This window comes from Paraburkholderia sp. BGA-UO-ETr-F12, from assembly GCF_059567945.1.
In genome coordinates this window covers 44,130-67,991 of record NZ_JCAQOZ010000031.1, presented here as the reverse complement: position 1 = coordinate 67,991, position 23,862 = coordinate 44,130, and the positions used below count along the sequence as shown (strand labels likewise).

At 59.2% G+C, this 23,862-nt stretch carries 24 protein-coding genes; 9 read left to right on the top strand and 15 right to left on the bottom strand.

Going from position 1 to position 23,862, the window contains the following annotated elements; translation table 11 throughout:
- Nucleotides 1-36 precede the first annotated feature (36 nt).
- Nucleotides 37-1,086 carry a winged helix-turn-helix domain-containing protein gene (locus AC57B6_RS14940; protein ID WP_454805389.1) on the bottom strand — a complete coding sequence of 350 codons (1,050 nt, stop codon included), beginning with the start codon at nt 1,084-1,086 and terminating at the stop codon, nt 37-39.
- Between the two features lie 356 nt (nt 1,087-1,442).
- Nucleotides 1,443-1,862 carry a hypothetical protein gene (locus tag AC57B6_RS14935; protein ID WP_496421626.1) on the bottom strand — a complete coding sequence of 140 codons (420 nt, stop codon included), beginning with the start codon at nt 1,860-1,862 and terminating at the stop codon, nt 1,443-1,445.
- Nucleotides 1,863-1,881: 19 nt separating this feature from the next.
- On the opposite strand from AC57B6_RS14935, the gene AC57B6_RS14930 reads away from it, so the two are divergent.
- Nucleotides 1,882-3,801, top strand: a complete 1,920-nt coding sequence (locus tag AC57B6_RS14930; protein ID WP_496421641.1) for a hybrid sensor histidine kinase/response regulator — start codon at nt 1,882-1,884, stop codon at nt 3,799-3,801.
- Between the two features lie 563 nt (nt 3,802-4,364).
- Here AC57B6_RS14930 and AC57B6_RS14925 read toward each other — a convergent pair.
- The 5 genes from AC57B6_RS14925 to AC57B6_RS14905 all read right to left on the bottom strand — a co-directional run bounded on the left by AC57B6_RS14925 (nt 4,365) and on the right by AC57B6_RS14905 (nt 7,225).
- A complete protein-coding gene (locus AC57B6_RS14925; protein WP_183797601.1) occupies nt 4,365-4,538 on the bottom strand; it encodes a hypothetical protein in 174 nt (57 codons plus the stop codon).
- A 42-nt stretch (nt 4,539-4,580) separates the two neighbouring features.
- Nucleotides 4,581-4,799, bottom strand: coding sequence for a hypothetical protein (locus AC57B6_RS14920; RefSeq protein ID WP_496421625.1), 219 nt, complete (start codon nt 4,797-4,799; stop codon nt 4,581-4,583).
- 44 nt (nt 4,800-4,843) lie between these two features.
- A complete protein-coding gene (locus AC57B6_RS14915; protein WP_183797667.1) occupies nt 4,844-5,020 on the bottom strand; it encodes a hypothetical protein in 177 nt (58 codons plus the stop codon).
- A gap of 677 nt (nt 5,021-5,697) precedes the next feature.
- Entirely contained in the window at nt 5,698-6,897 is a 1,200-nt protein-coding gene (locus AC57B6_RS14910) for a PAS domain-containing hybrid sensor histidine kinase/response regulator family protein (protein WP_496421624.1), read from the bottom strand.
- A gap of 70 nt (nt 6,898-6,967) precedes the next feature.
- Complete coding sequence (locus AC57B6_RS14905; RefSeq protein WP_496421623.1) at nt 6,968-7,225, bottom strand: hypothetical protein; 258 nt, start codon at nt 7,223-7,225, stop codon at nt 6,968-6,970.
- Here AC57B6_RS14905 and AC57B6_RS14900 point away from each other — a divergent pair.
- Both AC57B6_RS14900 and AC57B6_RS14895 read left to right on the top strand, forming a co-directional pair.
- Complete coding sequence (locus tag AC57B6_RS14900) at nt 7,224-7,379, top strand: hypothetical protein (RefSeq protein WP_496421622.1); 156 nt, start codon at nt 7,224-7,226, stop codon at nt 7,377-7,379. The genes AC57B6_RS14905 and AC57B6_RS14900 overlap by 2 nt on opposite strands.
- 1,081 nt (nt 7,380-8,460) lie before the next feature.
- Nucleotides 8,461-8,628, top strand: a complete 168-nt coding sequence (locus AC57B6_RS14895) for a hypothetical protein (RefSeq protein WP_496421621.1) — start codon at nt 8,461-8,463, stop codon at nt 8,626-8,628.
- A gap of 113 nt (nt 8,629-8,741) precedes the next feature.
- On the opposite strand, the gene AC57B6_RS14890 is transcribed toward AC57B6_RS14895, so the two are convergent.
- The 3 genes from AC57B6_RS14890 to AC57B6_RS14880 all read right to left on the bottom strand — a co-directional run bounded on the left by AC57B6_RS14890 (nt 8,742) and on the right by AC57B6_RS14880 (nt 9,984).
- Nucleotides 8,742-8,975, bottom strand: coding sequence for a hypothetical protein (locus AC57B6_RS14890; protein ID WP_496421620.1), 234 nt, complete (start codon nt 8,973-8,975; stop codon nt 8,742-8,744).
- 276 nt (nt 8,976-9,251) lie between these two features.
- On the bottom strand, nt 9,252-9,650 hold the full coding sequence (locus tag AC57B6_RS14885; RefSeq protein ID WP_496421619.1) for a hypothetical protein: 399 nt from the start codon (nt 9,648-9,650) through the stop codon (nt 9,252-9,254).
- Between the two features lie 172 nt (nt 9,651-9,822).
- A complete protein-coding gene (locus tag AC57B6_RS14880; RefSeq protein WP_496421618.1) occupies nt 9,823-9,984 on the bottom strand; it encodes a hypothetical protein in 162 nt (53 codons plus the stop codon).
- A 549-nt stretch (nt 9,985-10,533) separates the two neighbouring features.
- Between AC57B6_RS14880 and AC57B6_RS14875 the strand changes: the two genes are divergently transcribed.
- The 3 genes from AC57B6_RS14875 to AC57B6_RS14865 all read left to right on the top strand — a co-directional run bounded on the left by AC57B6_RS14875 (nt 10,534) and on the right by AC57B6_RS14865 (nt 14,237).
- Complete coding sequence (locus AC57B6_RS14875; RefSeq protein WP_496421617.1) at nt 10,534-11,472, top strand: GGDEF domain-containing protein; 939 nt, start codon at nt 10,534-10,536, stop codon at nt 11,470-11,472.
- 257 nt (nt 11,473-11,729) lie between these two features.
- Nucleotides 11,730-13,523, top strand: a complete 1,794-nt coding sequence (locus AC57B6_RS14870) for a hybrid sensor histidine kinase/response regulator (RefSeq protein ID WP_496421616.1) — start codon at nt 11,730-11,732, stop codon at nt 13,521-13,523.
- A gap of 276 nt (nt 13,524-13,799) precedes the next feature.
- A complete protein-coding gene (locus AC57B6_RS14865) occupies nt 13,800-14,237 on the top strand; it encodes a response regulator (protein WP_454805383.1) in 438 nt (145 codons plus the stop codon).
- A gap of 79 nt (nt 14,238-14,316) precedes the next feature.
- On the opposite strand, the gene AC57B6_RS14860 is transcribed toward AC57B6_RS14865, so the two are convergent.
- From AC57B6_RS14860 to imuA, 5 genes are all read right to left on the bottom strand, one after another.
- Nucleotides 14,317-15,279, bottom strand: coding sequence for an SOS response-associated peptidase family protein (locus tag AC57B6_RS14860; protein WP_496421615.1), 963 nt, complete (start codon nt 15,277-15,279; stop codon nt 14,317-14,319).
- A 643-nt stretch (nt 15,280-15,922) separates the two neighbouring features.
- Complete coding sequence (locus AC57B6_RS14855) at nt 15,923-16,129, bottom strand: H-NS histone family protein (RefSeq protein WP_496421640.1); 207 nt, start codon at nt 16,127-16,129, stop codon at nt 15,923-15,925.
- 991 nt (nt 16,130-17,120) lie between these two features.
- Complete coding sequence (locus AC57B6_RS14850) at nt 17,121-20,270, bottom strand: error-prone DNA polymerase (RefSeq protein ID WP_496421614.1); 3,150 nt, start codon at nt 20,268-20,270, stop codon at nt 17,121-17,123.
- A gap of 6 nt (nt 20,271-20,276) precedes the next feature.
- A complete protein-coding gene (locus tag AC57B6_RS14845) occupies nt 20,277-21,746 on the bottom strand; it encodes a Y-family DNA polymerase (RefSeq protein WP_496421613.1) in 1,470 nt (489 codons plus the stop codon).
- The gene (imuA, locus tag AC57B6_RS14840) at nt 21,676-22,383 is read right to left on the bottom strand and encodes a translesion DNA synthesis-associated protein ImuA (protein ID WP_496421612.1); all 708 of its coding nucleotides are present in this window, start codon (nt 22,381-22,383) and stop codon (nt 21,676-21,678) included. Before imuA ends, AC57B6_RS14845 begins: the two co-directional genes overlap by 71 nt.
- Nucleotides 22,384-22,531: 148 nt before the next feature.
- Between imuA and AC57B6_RS14835 the strand changes: the two genes are divergently transcribed.
- The 3 genes from AC57B6_RS14835 (at nt 22,532) to AC57B6_RS14825 (ending at nt 23,669) form a co-directional block, all read left to right on the top strand.
- The gene (locus AC57B6_RS14835) at nt 22,532-22,741 is read left to right on the top strand and encodes a hypothetical protein (protein WP_252889593.1); all 210 of its coding nucleotides are present in this window, start codon (nt 22,532-22,534) and stop codon (nt 22,739-22,741) included.
- A 233-nt stretch (nt 22,742-22,974) separates the two neighbouring features.
- The gene (locus AC57B6_RS14830; RefSeq protein WP_496421611.1) at nt 22,975-23,190 is read left to right on the top strand and encodes a hypothetical protein; all 216 of its coding nucleotides are present in this window, start codon (nt 22,975-22,977) and stop codon (nt 23,188-23,190) included.
- Between the two features lie 278 nt (nt 23,191-23,468).
- Nucleotides 23,469-23,669, top strand: a complete 201-nt coding sequence (locus AC57B6_RS14825) for a ParB-like protein (RefSeq protein ID WP_496421610.1) — start codon at nt 23,469-23,471, stop codon at nt 23,667-23,669.
- The last annotated feature ends 193 nt before the right edge of the window (nt 23,670-23,862 follow it).

The window sequence follows — 23,862 nt, the reverse complement described above, 5'->3', positions numbered from 1 at the left end:
AAGTGTTGATGGCGTATTTTTGCACAGAACTGTTGCTCAGCTACGGAGCCTTGTCAGCAGGTCTGCCACGCCGGCCCGAGTGGCAATTTCCCAGACATAACCTCGAGAATACTCAACGCCCAGCCGACGATGAAGCACGATACGCAAGCGCGCATTCGTCCAGTGATCGGCGTCGATGCCGTGTGCTCGTGGCGACTCCTTGAGTGTAGCGGCGACCCATGCCAGCGTTCGATCGTTCATCGTCACGCGCTTTTTCTCCGTTCGCGCTTTAGGTGGGTACATCCTGTGTTCCAGCCCGAGCTTGCTGACCAGAGTCCTTACGTGGCCGTTGGAATGGTAAATACCGAACCGCTCCTTGATCAGCCCCTGAACATCTCCGTTTCGCCAGAGTCGAGTTTCATAGCCGTAGGCCATGGGGCTACCTTCCAATGCCTCCTGCAACCATTTAAGGGCTTCGGGGCCAAGTGTAGCTTTGCGTCCGGATGACTTGAGCTGTTCGACAGCCTCAACGCCGCTAGCCCTTACCATTGCCCTGTATTTTTCAATGGTTCGCACACTGATGTTGAGTGCTTCCGCAACGTGTTTGACGCTCTCCCCTTTTAACAGCATCTTCGCCGCGATTTTTCGGCGCGCTGCGTAGGCGTCACGCTGCGATTGTTCAGCAGTTGTGGGCGACGCCTTTTCCTGCGTTGAATAGGTCAGCCGGTAAGCCAAGCCATAGCCCCGAACCAGGTGGCCGACATGCGAAGCCGAAAACTGGACACCGAGACGTTTAAAGATCAGTTCGCGCAGTTGGCCGATGGTCCAGCACGGTCCTGGATAGCCGTGAAGGCCAGGTGAATGCTTGATTGCACTGACAAGCCAGCTTTCCGAAGCATCATCCAGGCGTGGAACGTTTCCATTGAAACGGAGCTTCGCCAGCGCCTCCGGTCCACCCCGCTCGATCAGTTGCTTGTATTTGCTCACGGTCGGAAGACTCAGCCCGGCCTTCCTCGATACTTCACTGATACCTTCACCATTTGACAGAAGTTCGGCAGCGAGAGCCCGACGGCGCGCGAGCGGAGCATCGTCCAGGTGTGCACTCATCGTAATTTTTCAGCGGGAACTTGACGGTTATTCTGCTCTGGCAACGGCATTATTTATACACGATTTTCGACGTCTTTCGTGCCATGACGCGCCCTCCGTCTTTGCCAGGCGCTGTGCGACTGGTCCTTCAGGTTTCCTTAAGCCTGTTCAGCCAGGTTTCAGGTATCGTGCGCACTTCGATCCGCACCCAATCGTCGAGACGCGCTCCGCTCCGTTCCGATGCTCGTGGCTGTGTTTCACCTCCTCTCAGGTTCTAGCTCACTCGGACGCTAGACCTTTCAAGCCGGCCTCGTGCCGGTCTTTTTTTGCGCCACCAGATGTCGCGATTTGGACCGGAGCCCAGTCTCTCCGAGTAGTTACCGGTTCCAGATCTCACCGGCGTCACCGCCGCAGATGGCCAGCCGCCCGCTCGCGTCCGTATGTATGTATTGTCGCGGTCGGATTTCGCGGTTCAGCATCTCGCACGAACCGGCCGTGCGTTGCCGCTTCGAGCGCCTGATCACGTACCCGGAGTCATCGCGGTACTCGTTCGCCAGCGTAATCGGGCACATGTGAAGCACGGTGCCGCTGCCGTCTGTTACGCCAACCGGTCGCCCGGTCATGGCCGACTCTTCCAGCCGTTTTTCCCTGACATACAATGGCCAACCCATTGTTTCCCCTACGACCTGCAACGCGTTGCAAACGGCGATAGCGGCCGGGAAGGGCCTGAACGCCTGTTTATCCATGGGCTGGCGCGCCTGTTGCTTGTCGAGAATAATTGCACGAACTGCCCACACGAGGCTGCCTGTGAACGCCATGACAGATAAAACACAGACCATCGGGGAAATGACAGAAGAACAGTCCTTCCAGCTGCTCGTCGCAGGGGTGCGGGACTACGCAATTTTCATGCTGGACCCGGACGGTTTCGTCAGGACGTGGAACGCGGGGGCGCAACGCTTCAAGGGCTATGCCGCGAATGAAATTATTGGCGAGCACTTTTCCGTGTTTTACACGCAGCAGGACCGGGACGCCGGCCGGCCGGCTCTCGCCTTGCGAACCGCCCTTGACGAAGGAAAGTTCGAGGACGAAGGCTGGCGGGTGCGCAAGGACGGCAGCCGGTTCTGGGCAAATGTGGTGATCGATCCGATCCACAATGATGCCGGCAAGCTCATTGGCTTTGCCAAGATCACGCGCGACATTACAGATCGGAAGGTCGCCCAGGAGGCTTTACGTAAAAGTGAGGAGCAGTTCCGGCTACTGGTTCAGGGTGTCACCGACTACGCAATCTTCATGCTCTCGCCCGCCGGCGAAGTCACCAGCTGGAACGCCGGCGCAGAAAGGATAAAGGGCTATACGCGCGAGGAAATTCTCGGAAAGCATTTTTCCTGCTTCTACACGCAGGAAGATCGCGCGAGCGGCCTGCCCTCGCTGATGCTGTCGACCGCCGCTACAGAAGGCCGCGCGGAGCGCGAGGGATGGCGTGTGCGCAAGGACGGCTCGCGCTTCTGGGCTCACGTAGTGGTCGACGCAATCCGTGACAACACCGGTGAGCTGGTGGGCTTTGCCAAGGTGACACGCGACGTGACCGAACGCAAACAGGCAGCCGAGGCGCTCGAACGCGCCAATGCAGCACTGTTCCAGTCGCAGAAGATGGAATCGCTGGGGCAACTGACCGGCGGGGTTGCGCACGACTTCAACAATCTGCTCGCTGTGATGTCAAACGGACTTGATGTGCTTTCGCTGCGGGTACAGGACCGCGCCGACCTGAAAATGCTGGAAACCATGCAGCGCGCGGTCACCCGCGGCGCGACGCTGACCCAGCAACTGCTCTCGTTCGCGCGGCAGCAGCCGCTCAAAGTCGAAAAATGCAACCTGAACGCCGTGATCCGCGGATTCGAGGCGGTCCTGCGGCGGGCCGCAGGCGGGGTAGTCGAGTTCGATGTCAGGCTGGAGCCCGGCCCCCGGCCTGTCCTGCTCGACGTGGTGCGGTTTGAGTCCGCGCTGCTTAACCTGATCGTCAATGCGCGCGACGCAATGCCCGAGGGCGGCCGGATCGGCATCGCAGTTGAAAATGTCGAACTCCGCGAGGGGACAGTGGGCACACTCGCGGCTGGTCTGTATGTCAGGGTGTCCGTCGCGGACTCCGGCTCGGGAATGCCACCTGAAGTCGCGGCGCGTGCGTTCGAACCCTTTTTCACCACCAAAGAGGTGGGCAAAGGCACCGGACTCGGCCTGAGCCAGGTGTATGGTTTCATTGCCCAGTCCGGTGGCGACGTGCTCATACGCAGCGAACCGGGCCACGGCACGGTGGTCAGCATCTATCTGCCAGTCGCAAAAGGGGCGTCAGGCGAGGAGGATGCGCTCGCGGACCCGGCACTCGATACGGTGCTGGTGGTGGAGGACGAACCGGATCTGCTGGACGCGACTGCGGCGCTATTCCGTGGCCTCGGCTACGAAGTCCTGACCGCGAGCAACGGATCTGAGGCAATGGATGCGCTGCGTCGTCGCGACGATATCCGCGTGCTGTTCACCGACATTGTGATGCCCAGTGGAATCGATGGGATCAAGCTCGCACGTTCGACGCGCGAGCTTCGGCCCGAGATCAGGATCGTACTGGCCTCGGGTTATCCGCTGCCCGCCCTCAGGGCCGAACACGGCAATCTCGACGAGTTTGCATTTATTCATAAGCCGTACCGGCTCTCCGATCTCGTCCGCGCGCTAGGCATGGCGACGTAGCGCCCGGGCTGCCTCGCGGTTCGTCGGCACTGGACGTGCCGTCGACGGTCGCTCAAGCGCCGTGGCGGCGGGCACGTAAAAGCAACGCAGACCTGATGTGCTCTATTGCTCTGCATTGGGTAATGCGGACGGTGAATCCGGCCTGCGTTGGTAGAATCGCCTCCTCGGCCGGACAGATCCACGAGAGCGTGTCCAGGAGGACGAACCGCAGCTCCTTTCTCCGGTCGGGCTACCGTGAAACCCTGGTGGGAGCGCGCCTGGTTGCACGTGGGCACGTGGTAGGCGAGACTGGCCGGACGAGCAACGGGAGGTCTGAAAATGGCCGTATGCGACGAGCTTCTTTCATGGGTACGGATGCTCATCGTAATTCCGCTACTCGCTTGCCTTGCGCTGTGGCTGCTTTGCCGTGGCGACCGCATCATCGTCAGACTCACGACACGCCGGCGGCGCCAGACGCCCGGTCGCATCCGGTTCGTGCGCTGACCAGCAGACAGTGGTGCAGATCGACCCACGTGATCCGGACACGAGTGCCGTACCGGCCGTCTTCCTCTGGTGTCAACACCTCATGCGTCTTCGAGAGCTATACGCGCCTCGTCGCTCATTTCAAGCAGTCCTGCATCAACCTCCGAAAGCCACTGCTCGCGAATAATCAGTGCTTCGCGCTGCGCCTGCGGGTCGTGCTCGTCTTTAATCGCGGCAACCACTTTCTCCACGGTCGCCAGATCGACATTTGCCATCACAATCTCCAGTTTGGCTCGCGAGAGCCGCAAACCCTTTTCCTAATTCGGCTGTGCGTGCTTTCGCAGCAGTGCCCTGATCGCGTCATCGACCGTTGAGCGCATCACAAATTCCGGCCCGCGTGGAAGCAAGGCAGCGAACGCTTCACTCAGCGAGTACGCGACCTCGGCTACGTTGTGCTCCCGAACGATCACCCTGAGCCCTGCGGTCGGCTCGGCCTCAAGCTCCCGATCGCCGATACGAAGTTGGATGGTCGCCATCGCATGCTCCCAAAAACCTCGACGCGTCGTTTTCCAGTCCGTGGTTAGTCGACCCTGATGACTTCGAGTTCGTACTCTGTCAGCCACTCCGAACCGGTGCCACCGTCGCTGGTCACGACGCCATTATCCAGCTGGTCGCGGATCTGCTCCTCAAACTCTTCGACAGAGCTGCAGTGCATTTCCTCGAGTTCCGCGTCGGAAACTTCAATCCTGATGATCATGTGTGTCTCCTTCTGTCCGGACACGCTGGTTTTTCCTGCCTGTCCTCGCTGCCTGGCTGGCCGGCTTTCCCCGTCGCCAGAACCCGCCCCGTCAGCACCCGGCCGAAATATAGTGTGGCCGTCAGAGCGAGGGCGATGCAGACAACGCAACTAGGCCTGAGCGTAACAAGACCGCTCGTGGCCGACATACGGAAAGGGTTAATTAAGGATAATCTGGCTTCGCATCTGGCAGGCGAAAAGAAGCGTCACCGGTGCGCCGGACAGTAGCCCCCAAGTCGAGCCGCGCGCCGCCCGTTCCATGTCTGCCTGAAGACTTCTGTTCATTATCTTTTTCCCGGGCTCAGGGATCAAACTGTTTGCGCGAGTGCCCTTCGATCGACACCGGCTCACGCCCCATTCCATGTAGTGCCGCACGCAGGATCGCGGTATTTTCGCAGGTTCGGCGTCCGACCCGGTCTGCGCTTGCCTTTGGACTGAGCAAATCGGTCTTCCGGCGCCAGCGAGTACTCGCTGACGATCTCGCGAATTTTTCTCAGTCGCTGCGGCCGCGTCCTGCTCTTGCGCCGCAACAATACGCGCAAGCAAAGGAATAGGCAAGGAAGCATAGCCTGCCTGGACTCGTTTCCCCCCGCGCTCGCCAGCAGTTGCGACGCCGCACCACCTGCTCTGGCCCGTCCTCAAGGAGCAGGACTGTCTCCAGTCGCGGCGGGAGGCGGGACATCAGTACCTTTTCCGGGTGCTGCAACCGGCAGATACATGTCCACCTTCGTCCCTTTCCCTATTTGGCTGGACAGACGCACATCGCCGCCCGACTGCTTGATGAGCCCGTACACCTGGCTCAGCCCGAGCCCCGTGCCCTTGCCCGGCTGCTTGGTGGTAAAAAACGGCTCGAACGCCTGAGACAGCACCGTGTCAGTCATACCCGTGCCAGTATCCGACACGGAGATGCGCACGTAGCGGCCGGCCGGCAGCCCCAATGCCGTTTCCGCATCCAACTGAACCGTGTCTGTGCCGATGGTCACCGTGCCGCCCGCCGGCATGGCGTCAACTGCATTCACTACGAGGTTCAGCAGCGCCGCCTCGAAGCGCGCTGCGTCGATCAGCGCATACGCATCCGCGGGACGAAGGGCAAGCTCGACGTGTGTATTGCGGTTACCTGCGCGCGACAGCATCGGCGCGAACTCGCGGATCAGTGCGTTGAGGTCGTGAACCCGCGCCTGCAACGGCTGCTGCCGCGCAAACGAGAGCAACTGTTGCGTCAGCGAGGTGCCGCGGTCAATCGCTCGCCGCATGCCCTCGATCAACTTCCGGTCGGTCGGCGTGTGCGACTGGATTGCAAGCACTTCCAGACTATTGGACAGCACCCCCAGCAGGTTGTTGAAGTCGTGCGCAACACCGCCCGTCAGGCGCCCGATCGCCTCCATCTTCTGCGCCTGGAAGAGCGCTGCGTTGGCTTTCTCGAGCGCGGCCGCTGCTTCCTTGCGCTCCGTGATGTCGCGCGTGACTTTTGCGAATCCGATGAGCGTCCCCGCCTCGTCGCGGATGGCATCGACTACGACATGCGCCCAGAAGCGGCTGCCGTCTTTGCGCACTCGCCAGCCTTCACGTTCGGCGCGCCCTTCTCTCGCCGCGGCCGCCAGTATCTGCGCTGGCAGGCCAGCCGCCTTGTCCTCGTCCGTATAGAAACGCGAGAAGTGCTCGCCGACGATTTCCTGCCGCTGATACCCCTTTATCCGCTCGGCGCCGACGTTCCAGCTCGTCACCACGCCCGACGGCGACAACATGAAAATCGCATAGTCGGTCACGCCCTGAACGAGAACCCGGAACTGCTCCTCGGTTTCGCGTGCCGAATCGTTGCTCCCTACTTTTTCTTCCATGTAATGCAGCCACAGTCGGGCGCCCCTTTGGGAAGTGAAATCTGCCTTCTAATGTAGCGCAGCCATTGAGTCAGTGGCTGGTCCGTTGCCTGAGTAGGTCGATCAGTTGCATGGGTGAATCCGGTTTGCGAACGATAGCGGCGGGACGTACGTCTGCAGGCAACGTATGAACCGCCGACTGGAACAGGAAGGGTATGAAATTGTAATCTGGATAAGAGGCCGGTACCCGCCATAACTCAACACCGCTCATCAAGGGCATCACGTTGTCAGCCACAATCACGTCTGATGGCGTAGTGCGGACTGCAAAGGCTGCGATGGAGCGTGCCATGCGACAAACCTGCCCCAACGTCAACTCGTCGCTGCTCGATAACTTCTTCAACGGTAATGAAGCCGTCGAGCAGTACGCGGACTACGTCGAAGAGACCTTTACCGGCAAGCTCTCGATGGTGAAAACGGACAACGCTTGGCGAGAGGATCGCTGACCAACGCTAGATGGCGATGTGAAGCGGACGCTGGCGTCTTGCAAGCGCTTGAGGCTCCAGGACTCACAGAGCCTCTTTTTTTGTCCGAACCCGGACTTCAAAGATCGCCTGCAAGCAGCACGTTCACCCAACCAAACTGCTACGGTGAACGAGTAGAAGAGCTTGTCCTGTCCGCTATCCAATCGACCCATCATGACCATTCACTCCCGTCGTTCGATGTCTCCCAGGATACCCAACATTTCGCATCTACGGCGCCTTTTTCAACAGAATCGACCCCGAGCGGACAGTCACTGCGTCCCGATAGCGGACACTCAGAATGTTGGCTAAGTCAACGCCCATTGCCGGTTCCCCGCGTAGTCTCGCTCCACAGTTTTGGTTATGGTGTATGAGACCTTGTCGAGTGAAACCCGACTCCGACAGAACGACATGGTCGAGTTTCGACAGCTCCTCCAGCAGGGAGAGTCCGACCTTCGCAAGAACAGGACGACCCAAAACCGCAGGGCTTGGGCGCCACTCTTCCGCTTCAATCGGCCGAAGGAAAGTGCCCAACTTGTGGCGTCCGCATCGAGAACACACTGTTGCCTCACACGGACGGGGTGACACCGATGGACCTGCAGCACAACATCGATTATCGGCCGTAACGAAGGTCGACATATAGCGATTACAAAGGCAGCCGTACCGGTCAGCGACCTGCGAGGTAGTAGAAAGTGACCCGGCTTTCCGGCCGAGCGAACACTCAAACCCAAACGGTGTCACTGCAGCGCCTATGCCGCGCGCCCCATTGCGGTGGCAGAGGCGCATTGATTCAACGCTGTGAGCAAGCTCCGGGGCAATGTGGTCCGCCTCCGCAAAGTCAGCTCGCACGCGAGCAAGCTCATCCGGCTTCGACGCAATGTCGTGCGGCGTTGTAGTCGCTACGACAGCTATCGGTTGTCCGGCCACAGCGCAGCAACAGGAACATTGCCTTTTCCGTTCGCACGGTCGACGGCCGGCCGCTTCGATAGCGCCTTACAGCACCAGAGATGAAGACGCGGAATACTCCTTGCTCGCAACAAATCATTCCAACTCAACGGAGACAACCATGGCCATTATCCCAAAGGAACAGAACCCCGCGAGTGAAAAGTCTGAGGAGCACGTCGATAAGACTATTGAAGACACCTTTCCTGCCAGCGACCCTCCGGCGACGGGCGGAACCACCCGGATTGAGTCGGAGGACGGCGAAGAAGTTGACGAGGACAAGCCGGAATAATAGCAATCGCAAAGAAGGCACGAACCATGAGCCGCCGACCCCGCGCGGCGGCGGAGAACCGCGTTCATTCGTGACGTCTTTCCGACCCGACCGGAACATTCCGAATATAACCGTCACTTTGCAGAGGCTGCGCTCGCACCAGCAGCCTGACTTGCTGCCTTTGCCTTCTTGCCCGCCTCATGGTGCCCAATCGCACATCCAGCGGTCGCCCCCACCACCCCATGCTTTCCTGCGACATGCCCTGCGACGCCTCCAACGACGGCACCCTTCGCGCAGCCGGCAGCCTCCGCGTTGCCAATGGCGGCGACGCTCAAAACCAGGAGGATACAGCCAACGAATTTCTTCATGAGAGACTCTCCGAAATGACGTTTCGGTTTGCGGCACGCAAAGAGCGTGCCCGACGGAAGAACGAAAACCAATGCCTTGGCGACGTCAAATGCGAGCACAAAACACCCGTTCGCAGGCTTGCCTGCGGTTCAGCCGAAGCGCTCTGAATCAATTCAGGTGGAGCTGGAGGCTGGCGCAAAGTCTGAGACCGGTTCTGAGCCATCCCCATCCTCGCAACTCAGACTCAGTCAGGATGATGTCGGTTGCGAGCCGTTAGAAATATCGAGTGCCAACAGCTACGTCAAACAGTGCTGATAGATTTCTCTCGCTATAGCCGACCGGAAATCAAGCCGCAAGTTCTCGCAGAATAGTGCGGTAGTCGTTTGAGGTGGGACGCCGATCAATGGTGCCTTCTCCAACTGTTTGGCGGCCTCCAGAGCGCGACTCGAAAGCATCACTCGCTGGATAACATCCGCGCCCGCACCGTTGGTGCGCAGCCATAAGGTTGTTGACTCGACGACGTGGTTGGGCGAAAGCCAGTCGCCCGTCACTTGCTTCGCCAGTTGGCGCGAGGAAACAAGATAGGCGAGCAGTTCGGCACGCGCTCGAAGGTCCAGGTGAGTGGGTCGCTCATGCTTTATTTCGCTGGATATTCGAGTTCCGGTCGGATGGTAATGCGGCCAACCGATGCTCATAGAATCGCGTCCCCATTATCGAGTATTGCATGCAATGCGGCCAAGTTAGATGCTTCCAGATTCAGCCACGCTTCTATATTTATTGGGCTTTAGCGTTGTTGCGTAAGGCGGTCGCCACCGGTTATTCGTAACACTGCAATACGCACGACCACCTTAAGGTGAATTTTATCCTTCAACTACCACCCGAGCCCGGATTGGTGGCCGAAGCCGGCGTGGCGGCACCGGACTTCTTGTGCATTTTCTTGTGCGAGGTGGTACCGGCGGGAGCCATGCTATCCGCACCGGACGCGCCCGACACAGTATCGGTCGAACCATTGGCGCTCGGTTTGCTCATTCCGGTGCCACCTTGCCCACCGGCCGCCCCACCGCCGCCCGCGCCTTGCGCGTAGATGCTTCCTGATACGCCAATAAATAGTGCACAAATCAACATTCGTTTCGTCAGAACTCGCATGGCAGTCTCCTTAAGCGCGAAGCGGTCGTCAGCACCGGAAGGTGTGAGCCGGCGTCCTTCCTGTTCGCAATTTCCATACCGCATGTGGGACGAGGACCGCCGGTCAATCCGATATGCCTTCGCACGGTCGACGTATCGGATGTTTCAACGCGTCAGTCGAAAAGCGCGGCGGATTTGAGCCGTTCATGCTCAGCTCAGAATGCCTTGCCAGAAAGAAGCGTCTTCACCAAAGCATCGGACATCTACGGTCCTCGGCTTCGAGCATCGCGTTCCGCGAACGCTAAGACCTGCCGCGATGGCGTGACAGCACCGTCCTTCCGGTGGGTGGCACAGAACTCGGACAGACGTACTACGACTCAACATCTCGCAGTAGAATGCAATCAGAAAAAACAAGGCCCGTTCCGAGGGAACCTACTGAGAGACAACGTCATAATGAACCCGACAGGCGCTGTGCCGTTTGGTTCCGGGCCGGCCGACGCGCTCCATCGCGCGTTTGCAGACGGGTCGTTAATTGTGGCGACGTACGACCCGGAAGATGTTCTGCGCTATGCGAGTGCTGCCTTCAAAAGGGCGTTTAAACTCGACGCGGTCGAGGGAACGATGACGTTTCCCGACCTGATGGTGCGAGCTGTGGGAAACGGTGTCGGCCCGAAAATAAATTGTGAGGATGCCCGGATATTTATTGCTGAAACGCAACGGCGACGGCGCGGTCAGCCGGGGGAGCGTTTTTTCGCGACAGACATGGTTGATGGCAGCTGGTACTGGATGACCGAGACGCTGCTGGATGACGGGTGGCTTGTCCTCGTGGGCAGTGAGATTTCCCCTCTTAAAGAGAATGAGCGCTCGTTAGTCCGTGCTCATGAGCGAGCCCTGCACGAAGCAAGAACAGACGCGTTGACAGGGCTACCAAACCGCAGACAGGTCCTCGACTATCTCGACACAGCGATTGTGACGATGTCGGCTCGGGAAACGCCGATTGCAATCGCACTCTTTGACCTGGACCGCTTCAAGAACATCAACGACGAGCACGGACACCTTGCGGGAGATGCTGTCCTCTGCGATTTTGCCTCCCTCGCCCGAAGCCTGGTCCGACGCTCCGACGTTATCGGGCGAATCGGAGGTGAGGAATTCCTGCTAGTGATGCCTGGGACGACAGCAGCACAGGCACTGCGGGTGGTCGAACGGGTGCGCCATGCGGCGTTAGGCCGGATTGTCCTATGCCTTGCCGGAAAAGAGGTGCGATATTCGGTATCGGCTGGCATTACGCAGGTGTCTCGCGGGGACAGGCTGGACGAGACGTTCTATCGCGCCGACTGCGCGCTCTACAAAGCTAAACGCCTCGGCCGAAATCGGGTTTTGATACAGCTATAGTCCGAGCCTAACCGCTGTCTTGGAACCTGCGCTCCTCGACGAGGTATTCACAAGGCGCGTTCGCCCAGCCCTGTCCGGGGGCACGCAACACCAGGTCGGTTGCCGCATTGCCGCATTTACGCTGAGCAGAGTCGATGAGCGAACCGGTAGAACATTCATCCGGGGTGGCCTAAAAAATCAATATACGGGGCGCAAGCGGCTATGATTGTTGGTGGGCCCATCGAATCCGGACCGGCGGCTCACCGAGGTGGAACACATTGCTGAAAACCCTTTCACAGCTTATGACCATCCAGAAGCCGGACAGCATCCGCGAGACCCATCGCCAGTCGCTCATAACTTCTGAACTGTATTCGAGGCCAAGTCGGCATCCGGATTATGAGGCAGAGGCAAAGGTGTTGGGCGAACTCGCCCATGCATTGGCCACGTCGGACACAGAGATGTTTGATACGCTTGCACGCGAAGCTGCGCGGCTGTGCCGTGCAGACAGCGCAGGCATCAGCGTACTCGAGTCGCCGCCCGACCGGCCTGCCAGCTTCCGGTGGGCTGCTCTCGCCGGGCAGGCTGTGCCTTTTCTCAACACTCACCGGCCCTTCGACGACAGCCTGTGCGGCGTTACGCTGGCCATGGGTAAACCGGAGCTTTTCGGAACGCCACAGCGCTTCTTTCCATCCATCGAGATGCTGTCCCCGCCCGTGGTCGAGGCGTTGCTCGTGCCAATTCCTGTCAGGGACGACGCGTGGGGCGCCATCTGGGTGATGTCGCAACGTCCTGAAGTTCGCTTCGACGCCGAGGACCTGCGATTGCTCACTAGCCTCGCAGATTTCACCGGCGCGACGATGCATGTGGCGCGCATGAAGGCGCTAGCCGAAAGTCGGGCCATTCAGGCCGAAACGGCCCAGTCCGCCCTGCGCGAAGCGGAGGCGCGTAAGGACGAATTCATAGCGACACTAAGCCACGAGTTGCGTAGCCCAATTGCCCCAATCGACAGCGCCATCAAAAGTCTGGGACCTCTGAAGCTCCAATCACAAGAGGCGCAGCAGGCGCTTGATATTGCCGAACGTCAGCTCCACAGGTTGCAGCGCCTTGTCGACGACCTGTTCGACGCGTCCAGAATCCGGCAGGGCAAGGTCACGGTCAGGCCAGAGAACAGCCTCCTGGCCGACATTCTGAATGACGCAATTGCCGCTGTCCGGCCGCAAATGGAGGCGCGTAAGCACATGCTTAAAGTCACGGCGCCGTCTGATGCGGTGCTGGTTTACGTCGATGCCGGCCGCATGACCCAAGTGCTCGTCAACCTGTTGAGCAATGCCGCGAAGTATTCACCAGATGGCAGCCAAATAGCTTTGACTGCGGCTGTAGACGTTCCGGCGCCCCCCTCCGGAACGTCGGTTGAGCCTGCCTTGGTGATGACCGTCGCCGACGAAGGCTATGGCATATCCGCGCCAGCGTTGCCTCACATCTTTGACCTCTTCAACCAGCGCGGTAGCCGCTCTCCTTCGACGGAAGCCGGCCTCGGAATCGGGCTTGCCCTGGTAAAATATCTGGTAGAGGCGCACGGTGGCACCGTAGCTGTCCAAAGCGGGGAGTCGTCTTCGGGAACCACAGTGACCATTCGTCTGCCGCTGTCGCGCAGCCCCGACTTGTCCGGTACGCAGCCTCATGGGATGGCACCTTGCGCGGCGCCCTGCCGCGTTCTCGTGGTAGATGACGACAGGGATACGGTGGAGTCGCTGGCGCTTCTCCTCGGGCTTGACGCACATGTTGTCCGCACCGCGACGAGCGCGGGTGAGGCACTTGCCGCCCTTGAAGAATTTACCCCCGACGTAGCATTCATCGACGTCAATATGCCCCGTGTGGATGGATTTGCTTTGGCGGCAGAGCTACGAACTCGACCAGCGCTTATACATCTGAAGCTCGTCGCACTGACGGGAGACGTATCGGAGCAGGGCCGCGTGGCAGCGCTTGCAGCCGGCTTTGACCGTCACCTGGCGAAACCCGTCGATATGCACGCACTTACTTCTATCCTCGCGACCGTGGGGAAACCCCCGTGAAGAAACACGACTTCGAGTCGTAGTGTCGGACAGCTCGGGCGGAAAACCATGGTGCCCAAACGGGTAAGAAAAGAGGAGGCGGGCTGCTGCCGACCCGACCGCGTGCCGGCGTCTATGCGGTTGCGATTCGTCAGGTCTTTGCATAGGCATCCTGCCGTCGCTGCCGTGTAGGCAAGTGCGCACTCTCAGCCAGGTAATGCTAGGTCGCGTAGTGGGCTCCCTTCAGGTACAGCGTTTGCGCCAGATATGGATAATGCTGCGACGCGTGGCGTGCAAATGTCTACCATACTCCTTGTAGACGATGACCTTGAGAACCGATGGGCTTTACAACTTGCCCTGGAAAGCGGCGGCCATCACGTGGAGCTTGCCGAGAATGGATACGACGCATTGCAGAAGGCGGCCCGTCGTATTCCACAACTCGTCATCACTGACTGGCAAATGCCTGAAATGGACGGCGCAGAGCTATGCCGCCGTCTCAAATGTCAGCCGTCCTTCGCCGGGATACCGGTCGTCATGGTGTCCGCAACGCCGGAGCCATCGGATGAGCCACGCTGCTGGGCTGCGTTCCTCCGCAAGCCGGCTCCTTTAGACCTGTTGATGCAAACAGTCGATTTGTTCATTGCACAACGGCTGACGGCGAAGCGCAGCGAAGCTGCCGGTGAAGAGCGCAGCCCGTCTCGTTGGCGCCCCGTCGATTCCCGTTGTTGGCCCTGACTCCCGCGAGCCGCCCGGCACGAGCTTGCCTGCCATGCACACACTCGCGCGCTCCTCGAAAGCAAACTGCGATTAGTGCTCATGCAGCAAGTCGATGCTCGTAGTATGGGCGGTCCCTGTCATCAAGAATTGCGCACAACGACGCGAGGTTAGACGCATCCGGATTGAGCCAGGCATCTATGTTTCGCGGCTTAATAGGAATAATGCAGCGGTCGTGCCCCGCCGCTGCGACTTCCGGTGGAGGCTCATCTGTGATGGCAGCAAAGGACAACAGGTCCGGCTCGCCCGGCGCGGTCCAACGAGACCATAGACACGCCACATGCATCAGTTCGCCGTTTCTAGGTCGGAATTCGAGAACGACGTTTTCGTCCCGGGCGTGCGTCTCAGAAAGCGTGCCTTCAAATTTGGCCTTGCTCACATTTTCATAGAAAACATCAACCAGCATTATTCCGTGGGTGTAGCCAAAGCAGGGTTTCCAGAAACCCTCGAGATTGTCGCGCCGCGCATTGTAGGTGCCTGGATATTTGACGTCATATGACGCTGGCTTACCAGCAACACGGCACTGATATCGCATGGGCTTCACGACGCGCTGGCCATTCTCCATGACCATCACAGGCGCATAGCTGCCAGGAAAGATACGAGAGTCACGCGGCTTGAGGTCGATGCGCTCAAGGCCTGCAAGTCGTCGCATGGTCGCGTCAATCTTGTCGCTCGCGATTCGCCTGTCTTCAGTGGCTGCCTTGGTCGTCTTTGTAAGCAGTGTTCGCTCAGCGTCCGCCAGCCGCTTTTTCTGCTTGAAAAGCTCCTGTTCGAGCTTCGTGCTCTGCTCGGCGTTAAACCGGTCGATAAGGGTCTTGATTTCCCTTTCGGCGTCATTCTGCGGCGACGCGAATGCAGCTTCCATTGCTTTTGGAATTTTCGCTTTGCTGACACCCTCGGCACGCTCAAAGAAAAGGCGGGCGAACTCGTGGATATCCATCGTCGCGCCAAACATCCGTACAAACTTGCGATAGTCAGCTTGAATCTGGGCCGAGTAGCACATCACTGCCTCCGTTTGGTCTTCCAATGATACCCACTGTGCGAGACGACTCGACTGGCGTGCGGGTTCGACGAGGTTTCGTGTGAACTTTGGGCAGCATCAGATTGCCAAGCAATCATGTGGCGGCTTGGACAACTGGGTATAACAAGCGTATTGCTGGTAGACGATGATGAGGAAGCTTTGGCCGGATGGAGTGCCAGCTGTGCCGCGGATGGGTTTGGGCCTGGGAGCGCGAACAACGGCAAGTCAGTATTGCAATGTTCGTCGAATCCCCCGTAGGTATCGTGTCGCCGACTGGCGCACATTCAGGTGATGTCGAGGAGCGAAATCTGTCACCAATTGCGGGCTCTCCTCGGCCTAGCTGACGTAGTTTTCGTACTGGTTGCGGGGAGCCCAGCCCACCGGCTTTCGTCAGCTACGACGGCTTCCTTCGCAAGCCCGTAGATGGGCAAATTTTACTGCCCACAATGCGACGACTTTTGGCAGAACAGGCAACCCATCGAGAGCAAAGGCGCGGCGGAACTACGTAGTCATACGACCGTTTGCTTCTATGAATGAAAAATACCCAGCCGCCGCATTCTCGGACGAGCAAGCCGTCGCCATATGCGCGCAGCGTTGATGCCGGTACGAACCAGTTAGGATTAGCCTATTCGTTTTCTTCAGCAGCGGAGTGTTGCTGCTCCGGCCGCACGACAAGGAACTTTTTCGAGTTCTTCCCTTTGAGCCACTGGGGGCGAGGTCCTCGGCCGGTCCATGTCTGACCCGTCTCTGGATTCAGGTATCGCGTCGGAGCAGGAGGGCGCCCACGCTTACGTCCAACGAGCTCGCTTGGCGTGATGCCGTACTCTCGCATCTGCGAGCGAATCTCTTCTATCACTCCCCTTCGTTCGCCGCGACGGACGCGTTCTATTTCGCTATCGAGTACGGCCAGTTGCTTTACAAGCTTCGCGTAGGTGTTCTTTTCCATCGGTTACTGAACAGCGCTAGTTCCATGTTGTATTCTCCGGGACGATTTTTCGAATGCGGTAGCCGCAGTCGTATGAAGTCTCTGCAATGCGTTGCGCATTGCGTAAAGCTTGTCCCTTACGGCACCGGGAGCGTCAATCATGTCAACGCATCCGGCCACAGCCCGCGAACAATCCACAGCGATTACACGGGCAGCATCGAACCGTTCAGCGGCCGAGTTTTGTTCATCGTTGCCCATGTGCTGACCTCCGGCCTTTGAGCGTTGCAGTCGGGGATATGCCATTTTGCCTATCCACTAAAGCCTGCACAAGATTGACCGCTTTCCTGGAACCGCTTTAAAGCATCCTTACAGAAACTGGATGCTTCTCACGCGACCGTTCAAGATGCTTTCTCAGAATACATGACCAATAGGGAGGAGAAAACCAGGGAGTTGACGGGTCCGGCGACTGCTATTGTCTTCGGTGCTCCCATGCGTTGCTCCCATGGCAGTTTTTTTGAAAAGCTGCCCACGCAAAGTTGACGCTATCTGTTCCCGGACGTCAGGCAGCAAAGCTTGCGCATTGAGTAGTCCTACGACGTAGTATCCTGAGCGCCCTTCGCCACCGATGACAACGACCGCAGCGAACCGGGCACCGGTCGTCTGCCGAACGTCGTTACATGCCCCATCGAACTTGTCTGTTTCGCCGCCGCCTTTTACAGCTCTCGCGCCCGGCTTGTCCGTCATGTCGGTCCCTCGGAGTGTTGAATGGCTCAGAGCATTCGCCGGCAGCCTTGTGTGCCAAATTCAATGAAATGAAGGCTCGAGGATTCTTGCAGGCGAATGGGCAGCGCTTAGCGCAAATGCCGATGTTGCTAGAAAAAGTGCCCGGTGTCGGCGGTCAGCAGAAGTTCCGGCTCGCAGTAATCAAGCCACCAAGCAGATGCGACATGTCAACGAGCCGCTGGGCGACCAGATGTCGAACCTCTCCTTGACACTGCCAGGTTCCGTACACCGCAAGTAGAGATGCGCCCAGCGCCTCTTTGCGCTGTTTCTCAAAGAGGCTCGGCCAGATGATTACATTCACATTGCCTGTCTCGTCTTCCAGCGTCACGAAAAGCACGCCCTTTGCTGTGCCCGGACGCTGACGCACGGTAACAAGCCCGCAGCCTCGGGCGAGCCGCCCGTCGCGATATGTGCGCAGCGTTGATGCTGGCATGAGGCGGTTTGCAAGCAACTGCGGCCGTAGTAATTCAAGCGGATGTCGACCGAGCGTCAGACCAATCGACCGATAGTCGGACACGATGTCGTGCGCTTCTGTCGGTGCCCCAAGCTCGGGCGTCTCGTCCTCAACCGCCGCAACGGCGAGCATGTCCCTGTCGGGCACAGCGGCAACAGACTGCCATAGCGCCTCTCGACGATTGCCGGCAAGCGAAGCCAGTGCGTTGGCGTCCGCGAGGACGTGAAGGTCTTTGCGGTCAAGCTGCGCTCGGCGAGCGAGGTCCTTCACGCTTACGAACGGTCGAACCGCCCGCGCATTCTCAATGCGTTCTGCGGCACCGTCCTTCATGCCGCGCACTAACGATAGTCCGAGACGCACGGCCGGCCGCTCGGAGTTTGGGATTTGCATGAACACTGAGTCCCAACCGCTCACGGTCACATCAACTGGCAGGACCTTAACTCCGTGTCGCTGTGCATCCTGCACGAGCTGTGATGGTGAATAGAAGCCCATGGGCTGACTGTTGAGCATCGCGGCAAGAAACGCCTCGGGCTCGTGGCACTTCAGCCAGCTGCTTGCATACACCAGCAGCGCGAAACTGGCAGCATGGCTTTCCGGGAAGCCGTACTCACCAAACCCTTTGATTTGCTCAAATATGCCTTCAGCGAATGCCTGGTCGTAACCGCGTTCGAGCATTCCGTTGACGATACGGTCATAATATTTCTCAAGTCCACCTTTACGTTTCCACGCGGCCATCGCGCGCCTCAACTGGTCGGCCTCGCCGGCGGTGAATCCCGCAGCCAGGATGGCCACTTGCATCACTTGTTCCTGAAAAATCGGCACGCCAAGTGTGCGGCCTAATGCGGTTTTGAGTGCATCACTCGGGTATGTGACTGGCTCGAAACCCTGCCGGCGCTGCAGATAGGGATGCACAGCGCCACCCTGAATCGGACCGGGCCGGACAATGGCGACTTCGATGACGAGGTCGTAAAACGTACGAGGTTGCATCCGCGGCAACATCGACATCTGGGCACGCGATTCAATCTGAAAAACGCCGACAGTATCCGCAGCTGAAATCATCTCGTATGTCTGCGAGTCTTCTGCGGGGATGTCCTGCATTTCGAATCGCTCGCCGCGCTGCTCCGACACGATGTCCAGCACTCGACGGATAGCCGAAAGCATGCCGAGAGCTAGCACGTCGATTTTGAGCAGGCCGAGCGCCTCGAGGTCGTCCTTGTCCCATTCGATAACGGACCGGTCTTGCATCGCAGCGTTTTCGACTGGTACGAGTCGCGTGAGCTTGCCGCGACTGATAACAAAGCCGCCGGAGTGCTGCGACAAATGACGCGGGAAGCCAAGGAGCTGGGATGCGAGTCGCGCCCACGCCTGGATAAGCGGCTTCTCCGGGTCGAGCCCAGACTCGGCGAAGCGTTTGAGCAAATCCTGGCTGTTATCGAACCAATGATGCGATTTGGCGACCAGGTCGACTATCTGCGGGTCGACTCCGAGCGCTTTGCCGGTTTCCCGGAGCGCTCCGCGGGGCCGGTATGTTGAGACTGCTGCGGCAATTGCTGCGCGGTCGCGACCGTACTTGCGGTAGATATATTGAATCACCTCTTCGCGCCGCTGATGTTCGAAGTCGACGTCAATGTCCGGCGGCTCACCGCGCTCCTTGCTGATGAACCGCTCGAACAGCATGTTGCCGCGCGCGGGGTCGACCTCGGTAACACCCAGGCAATAACAGACTGCCGAATTGGCGGCCGAACCACGACCCTGACAAAGGATATGCTGACTGCGTGCGAAGCGAACGATGTCGTACACAGTGAGAAAGTACGGCTCGTACTGTAGGTCGGCTATGAGCTCAAGCTCGTGCTCAATCTGCCCCTGTACGTTGTGCGGAATGCCAGACGGAAAGCGTCGCTGCGCGCCGATGTACGTTTCCTGCCGAAGATAGGCTTTTGGGGTGATGCCCGCGGGTACCAGTTCGTCCGGATATTCATAGCGCAGCTCGTCGAGCGAGAACGTGCAGCGGCTCGCAATATCGACGGTCGCTGCGAGTGCTTCGGCGGGATACAGGTTTGCAAGCCGGAGCCGCGAACGCAGATGCTGCTCGGCGTTTGGCGCGAGGTCGTAGCCACATTCGTGTACCGGCCTGCCGACCCGGATGGCGGTCATCGTATCCTGAAGGGGCTTGCGCGAGCGAACGTGCATGACGACATGCCCCAGCGCCACCACGGGGACGTCCTGACTACGCGCGATGAATTCGACCGAGCCACGGTGAATGTCATCCATGGCGCGCTGGTGAAGTACCAACCCTACCCAGGCGCGGCCAGTAAATGTGTCGTCGAGCCACTCGACCTGTGCAGCGAGGACATCCTCGTTGGCCGGTAAATCCGGCACAAGAATGGCGAGGCAGTCCGGCATCCCGCGAAGGTGCCGGTATTCCTTCTCGGGGCGCGAGAGGTCCTGTGGCGTCAGGCGATATTCGCCCTTGGCGGCCCGGGTACGGGCAAGCGTAATCAGCTCGGACAGGTTGCCGTACCCCTCGCGGTTTTTGGCAAGCAGGATAATTCCGAATGCAGGCGAGCCATCGGCATTGACCAGTCGGAAAAACGAACCGACGATAAACGGCAGCTTTGCTTCCTTCGCCGCGACATGCGCGCGCACAACACCAGCCAGCGAACATTCGTCCGTGACCGCGAGTGCTGAATAGCCCAGCTGTGCCGCGCGCTCAGACAGTTCCTCGGCATGGGAAGCGCCATGCAGGAAGCTGAAATTCGAGAGGCAGAAAAGCTCGGCGTATGCCGGCAGCACGTTGAACGTTGTGTCCATGGTGCATCAGCCGAACAATCCGTGAAGGAACCACCGCTGCTCTTCCTCCGCGTCGCGGCTGCTGACACGCTCGCGGTATATCCAGTAGCAGCTCTGGTCGTCCGCCTGCGCCACGAAATAGTCGCGCGTTGCGAGTTCGCCATCGAACCAGCCAGCTTCGATACGTTCACCGGGCGACACCATCCGCAGCGGAGACCCATAGAAGGGACGATGCTGACGCATAAGCAGCCGCACCGGACTGTCCAGCATCCAGGTGGGTCTTGGCAGACCGAGCGGAAGTGGTTCCTGCTTCGACCTGAGCGTCACCGGCACCCAGCGGTTGGCGACCTCCGGGCGATGGTCAGCGCTCGGCGCGGGACGCAGAACGTTGTCTTCGCCGAGCCGCGCAACGAGCAGCTCAAGAAGACGTGCGTGGTCTTCCTTTGAACCTCCCGGTTCCGGGAACAGCGTGTCGGAAGCCGGCGCCGCAGACTCCACTTTTGACGCATCGAGCCGCAGCGCGATTACCGGAGCAGACAGCTCAATCCGGTGCAACCGCTCCTTCAGTAGCCTGACGAGATGCTCCTCCTTCCATGTCGGCTCGCCCAATGCGATGTCGATGGCCGTCGGCTCCACAGCGTCGCGCCCACGTTCATGTTCGAGCAGCAGCCTTATAGCCGTGACCGCCAACTGCTTGGCGCAAAGCCAGCCGCACAGTTGCACAATGAGTCGATGGGCACCGAAGGCTGCGCCGTCCGCATCCTCAAGGCGGTCAGGCATTTCGATACGTGCGGAAAAAGTCGGTGGCAATTCTAGCCAATCAAAGATTTCGGGCGCGGTGCCAAATGCACGGTCGAGCGAGTCGAGCAGATGTTCACCACATCGACGCTGCAAGCCGGCGCGTGGCAAACGCCTGATGTCAGCGATGGTCTCGCAGCCAAGTCCGGAGAACCAGTCTCCGAACGGACGAACTTCTGGAACGGCCATCATCGGTAGTGCGGCCAGTCGTTGCTCGAGCGATGAGAGCTTGAGCGCGCGGCGGTTCCCGAACTTTGCAAGTAGCCATGCACCCTGGCCGGTCGGCGCAGCGCTGATGCGCGCGGTAAGCCCAAGTGTTCCGAGAACAGTCTTCGCTTCCCGGCACAACGCGAGCAACCCGCCAAAGAGACGCAGACTCGCGCCGACCTCCACCACGACCGTCGCTTCGTCAAGCAATGCGACCTCAGGTGAAAAGCGCATCAGGGCGATACCCACCTCGCGCTGTGCCGCCGCCTCCCTGGCGGCGTCGCGTTCATGCATCTCCGTTTCCGGCGACAGTGTCAGCACGCCACCGCGCTTCATTCCGAGGCGCACGCCTGCTGCACGTGCCGTGCTGTCGGTAATGACCACTTTGTCTTTCTCCAGGACTGCACTTCCGTGGGCAGGCTCAGACGACCACTTCGGTCGAAACACCTCGAGCGGCAACTTCGGCAAGTGGACGGCGAGAAAGACGCGCATGTCGGGAAAGCAATACAGGTGTGGGTTGAAGGGGAATCGACAGAGGCTCTGCGCGTGCTGGCCCTCGTCGTTTCACGATGTCGACGGTCAAACCGTCGGCCGATGGTCTTAAAGCGAGCCGCAACACGGCGGGCGATGAATCCTGTGCCGCTGCCAGAGGCCTGACCATCACGAAGAGTGTTTCGGATGACTGCGCCGCCAAATGCAGGCGGCGCAGCGATGAGGCCTGCGCATATTGCGCCCAGAAGATGAGCGCACCGCAACTGCCTGCCCGCAGAATCTGCTCCGCCGACCAGAGCGCATCGGCGGTCTTCTGCGCTTTCACCCGCAATACCTGGTCAATGGGAAGCCCGATGTAGCTGAGTCCGAGTCCGTCCGGGGTATGCGGCGGCTGAACGAAGGCGACAGGCCGATTGCCCGCGGCACTCAGCGCCGGCCGCAGCAGCCGCAATTCGCCCACGCCGGCTTGCTGCAGCATCAGGTCGACAAGGGCACCGACCGGCCACCCCCCACCGGGAAGCTCGGCGGACAGCACGGGATAGCCGGTCTCAACGACCCGCCCACGGCCACGCGCGAGCTGGGACGCACGCCACAAGGACGGGTGTATCTCTTCGGCCGTGACGGTAGCGCTGGACATGGGGCGTCAAAAAACCTGTATATTTATACAGTATCGTACACGCAAATTCGTAGGCGTGAACTGTCACTTTTATTTGAGAAACGACGGCCGTGCGTCATCTATCGCTCGGCCTCATGTCCTGCTTCCATTGCTCAGAGGAGGTTCCACCATGAGAGCAGATGAATGGGTTCGGGAGGCCGAACGCGAATCGAAGCTTGTTGATGCCCTGTATAAGGCGCGTCATCTTATTTCGATGCACAACGGCATGACCGTCCGATGCGACGGCGAAGAATGGGCACTTGATTTTGGCCAGGAGTTGATGACGATTGATGCTGCGTTGAAGGCCGCTGGAATTAACATTCCGCGTCTACGGCAGTAGGCTAGTTTTCGGGCGCACTCTGTCGCTTGCCAGCGCGGGTAAGTTCAGAGTTTTCTCGGCCCTTTAAACAATCTCGCTCAACTCACTAGCGCAGGTGTCGCGGTCGAGCTGTCAAAGGCTCGACTCGTGTGACTCAAGGATATCAACCCCAGTATCCGTCACCACCTGTCGAAACCGTCACAGTCTCAATGAAGAGCGGCATTTGGCTCTTACCGCATTACTGGAGACTCGACATGGCTGAGAATTCGCATAAACCCGGTGAAATCGTGAAGACTTCTGGCATCTATGCGGTCGTTCACGAGGACGGCAAGGACACCTTCGAAGTTACCTGCGTCGAGAGCGAGCATTTTCCGCCCACTCGCCGGGGGAAAGGGGTGCATTATGAATTAAAGTACGCGGCAACTCATTCTCACAAGCATAGCGAACTGCAAGGGACAGAGGCGCGCTAGTTATCGATGCCGTGGGAGCGCGTGCCCGCCGCAAGGCGCCGCAGGCTCCCCTCGCCGGGAGAAGGCTCCTGTCTGCGATAACTCATCCCGGGTACCTTAGCGACGGCGCGTGGGGCAGACGAAGCAAGCAGCGCGGAGGGATGCATGAAAACTTCTGCAATCGACTGTCTTAGACCCACCCAGCTGACCCACGGTATGCGCGAGATACCCGCCAAGACAAAAATCTACAGGTCGCTCTCAACCTGTCGGCGCTGTCTGAGACCGACTGCTGGCTCACCATGGAAAACAATCGCTGGGCCTATCCCTGTGACACCCGTGGTCAGCGGGTGCCGTCCGACGAAATGTGCCAGCATATCTGGGAATTGGACGCTGACGAGTTTCGCAGTCTATCTACGGCAGTACGGGATGCGGGCGGCTATAACAAGACGTCGGTTCCGCTGGAAGAATTTCTTGGGCCGACTTCTCCCGACACCCGATAGCGACGCTGCTTTCGACAAGCTGGTAAAGGAAGGCCCAAGCTATAGCCAAGAGTAAGCGCGGACCGCCCGGCTTTAAGGGGTTCAGGTCGAGATGGCGATAGTCGAAGCCAACTACACGCGCTGTTGGGTTAAATGTGATGTGCACCCGACAATTGGATTAGTTGGGTTTTGTCTTTCGGTCCAAGCTGCGTCG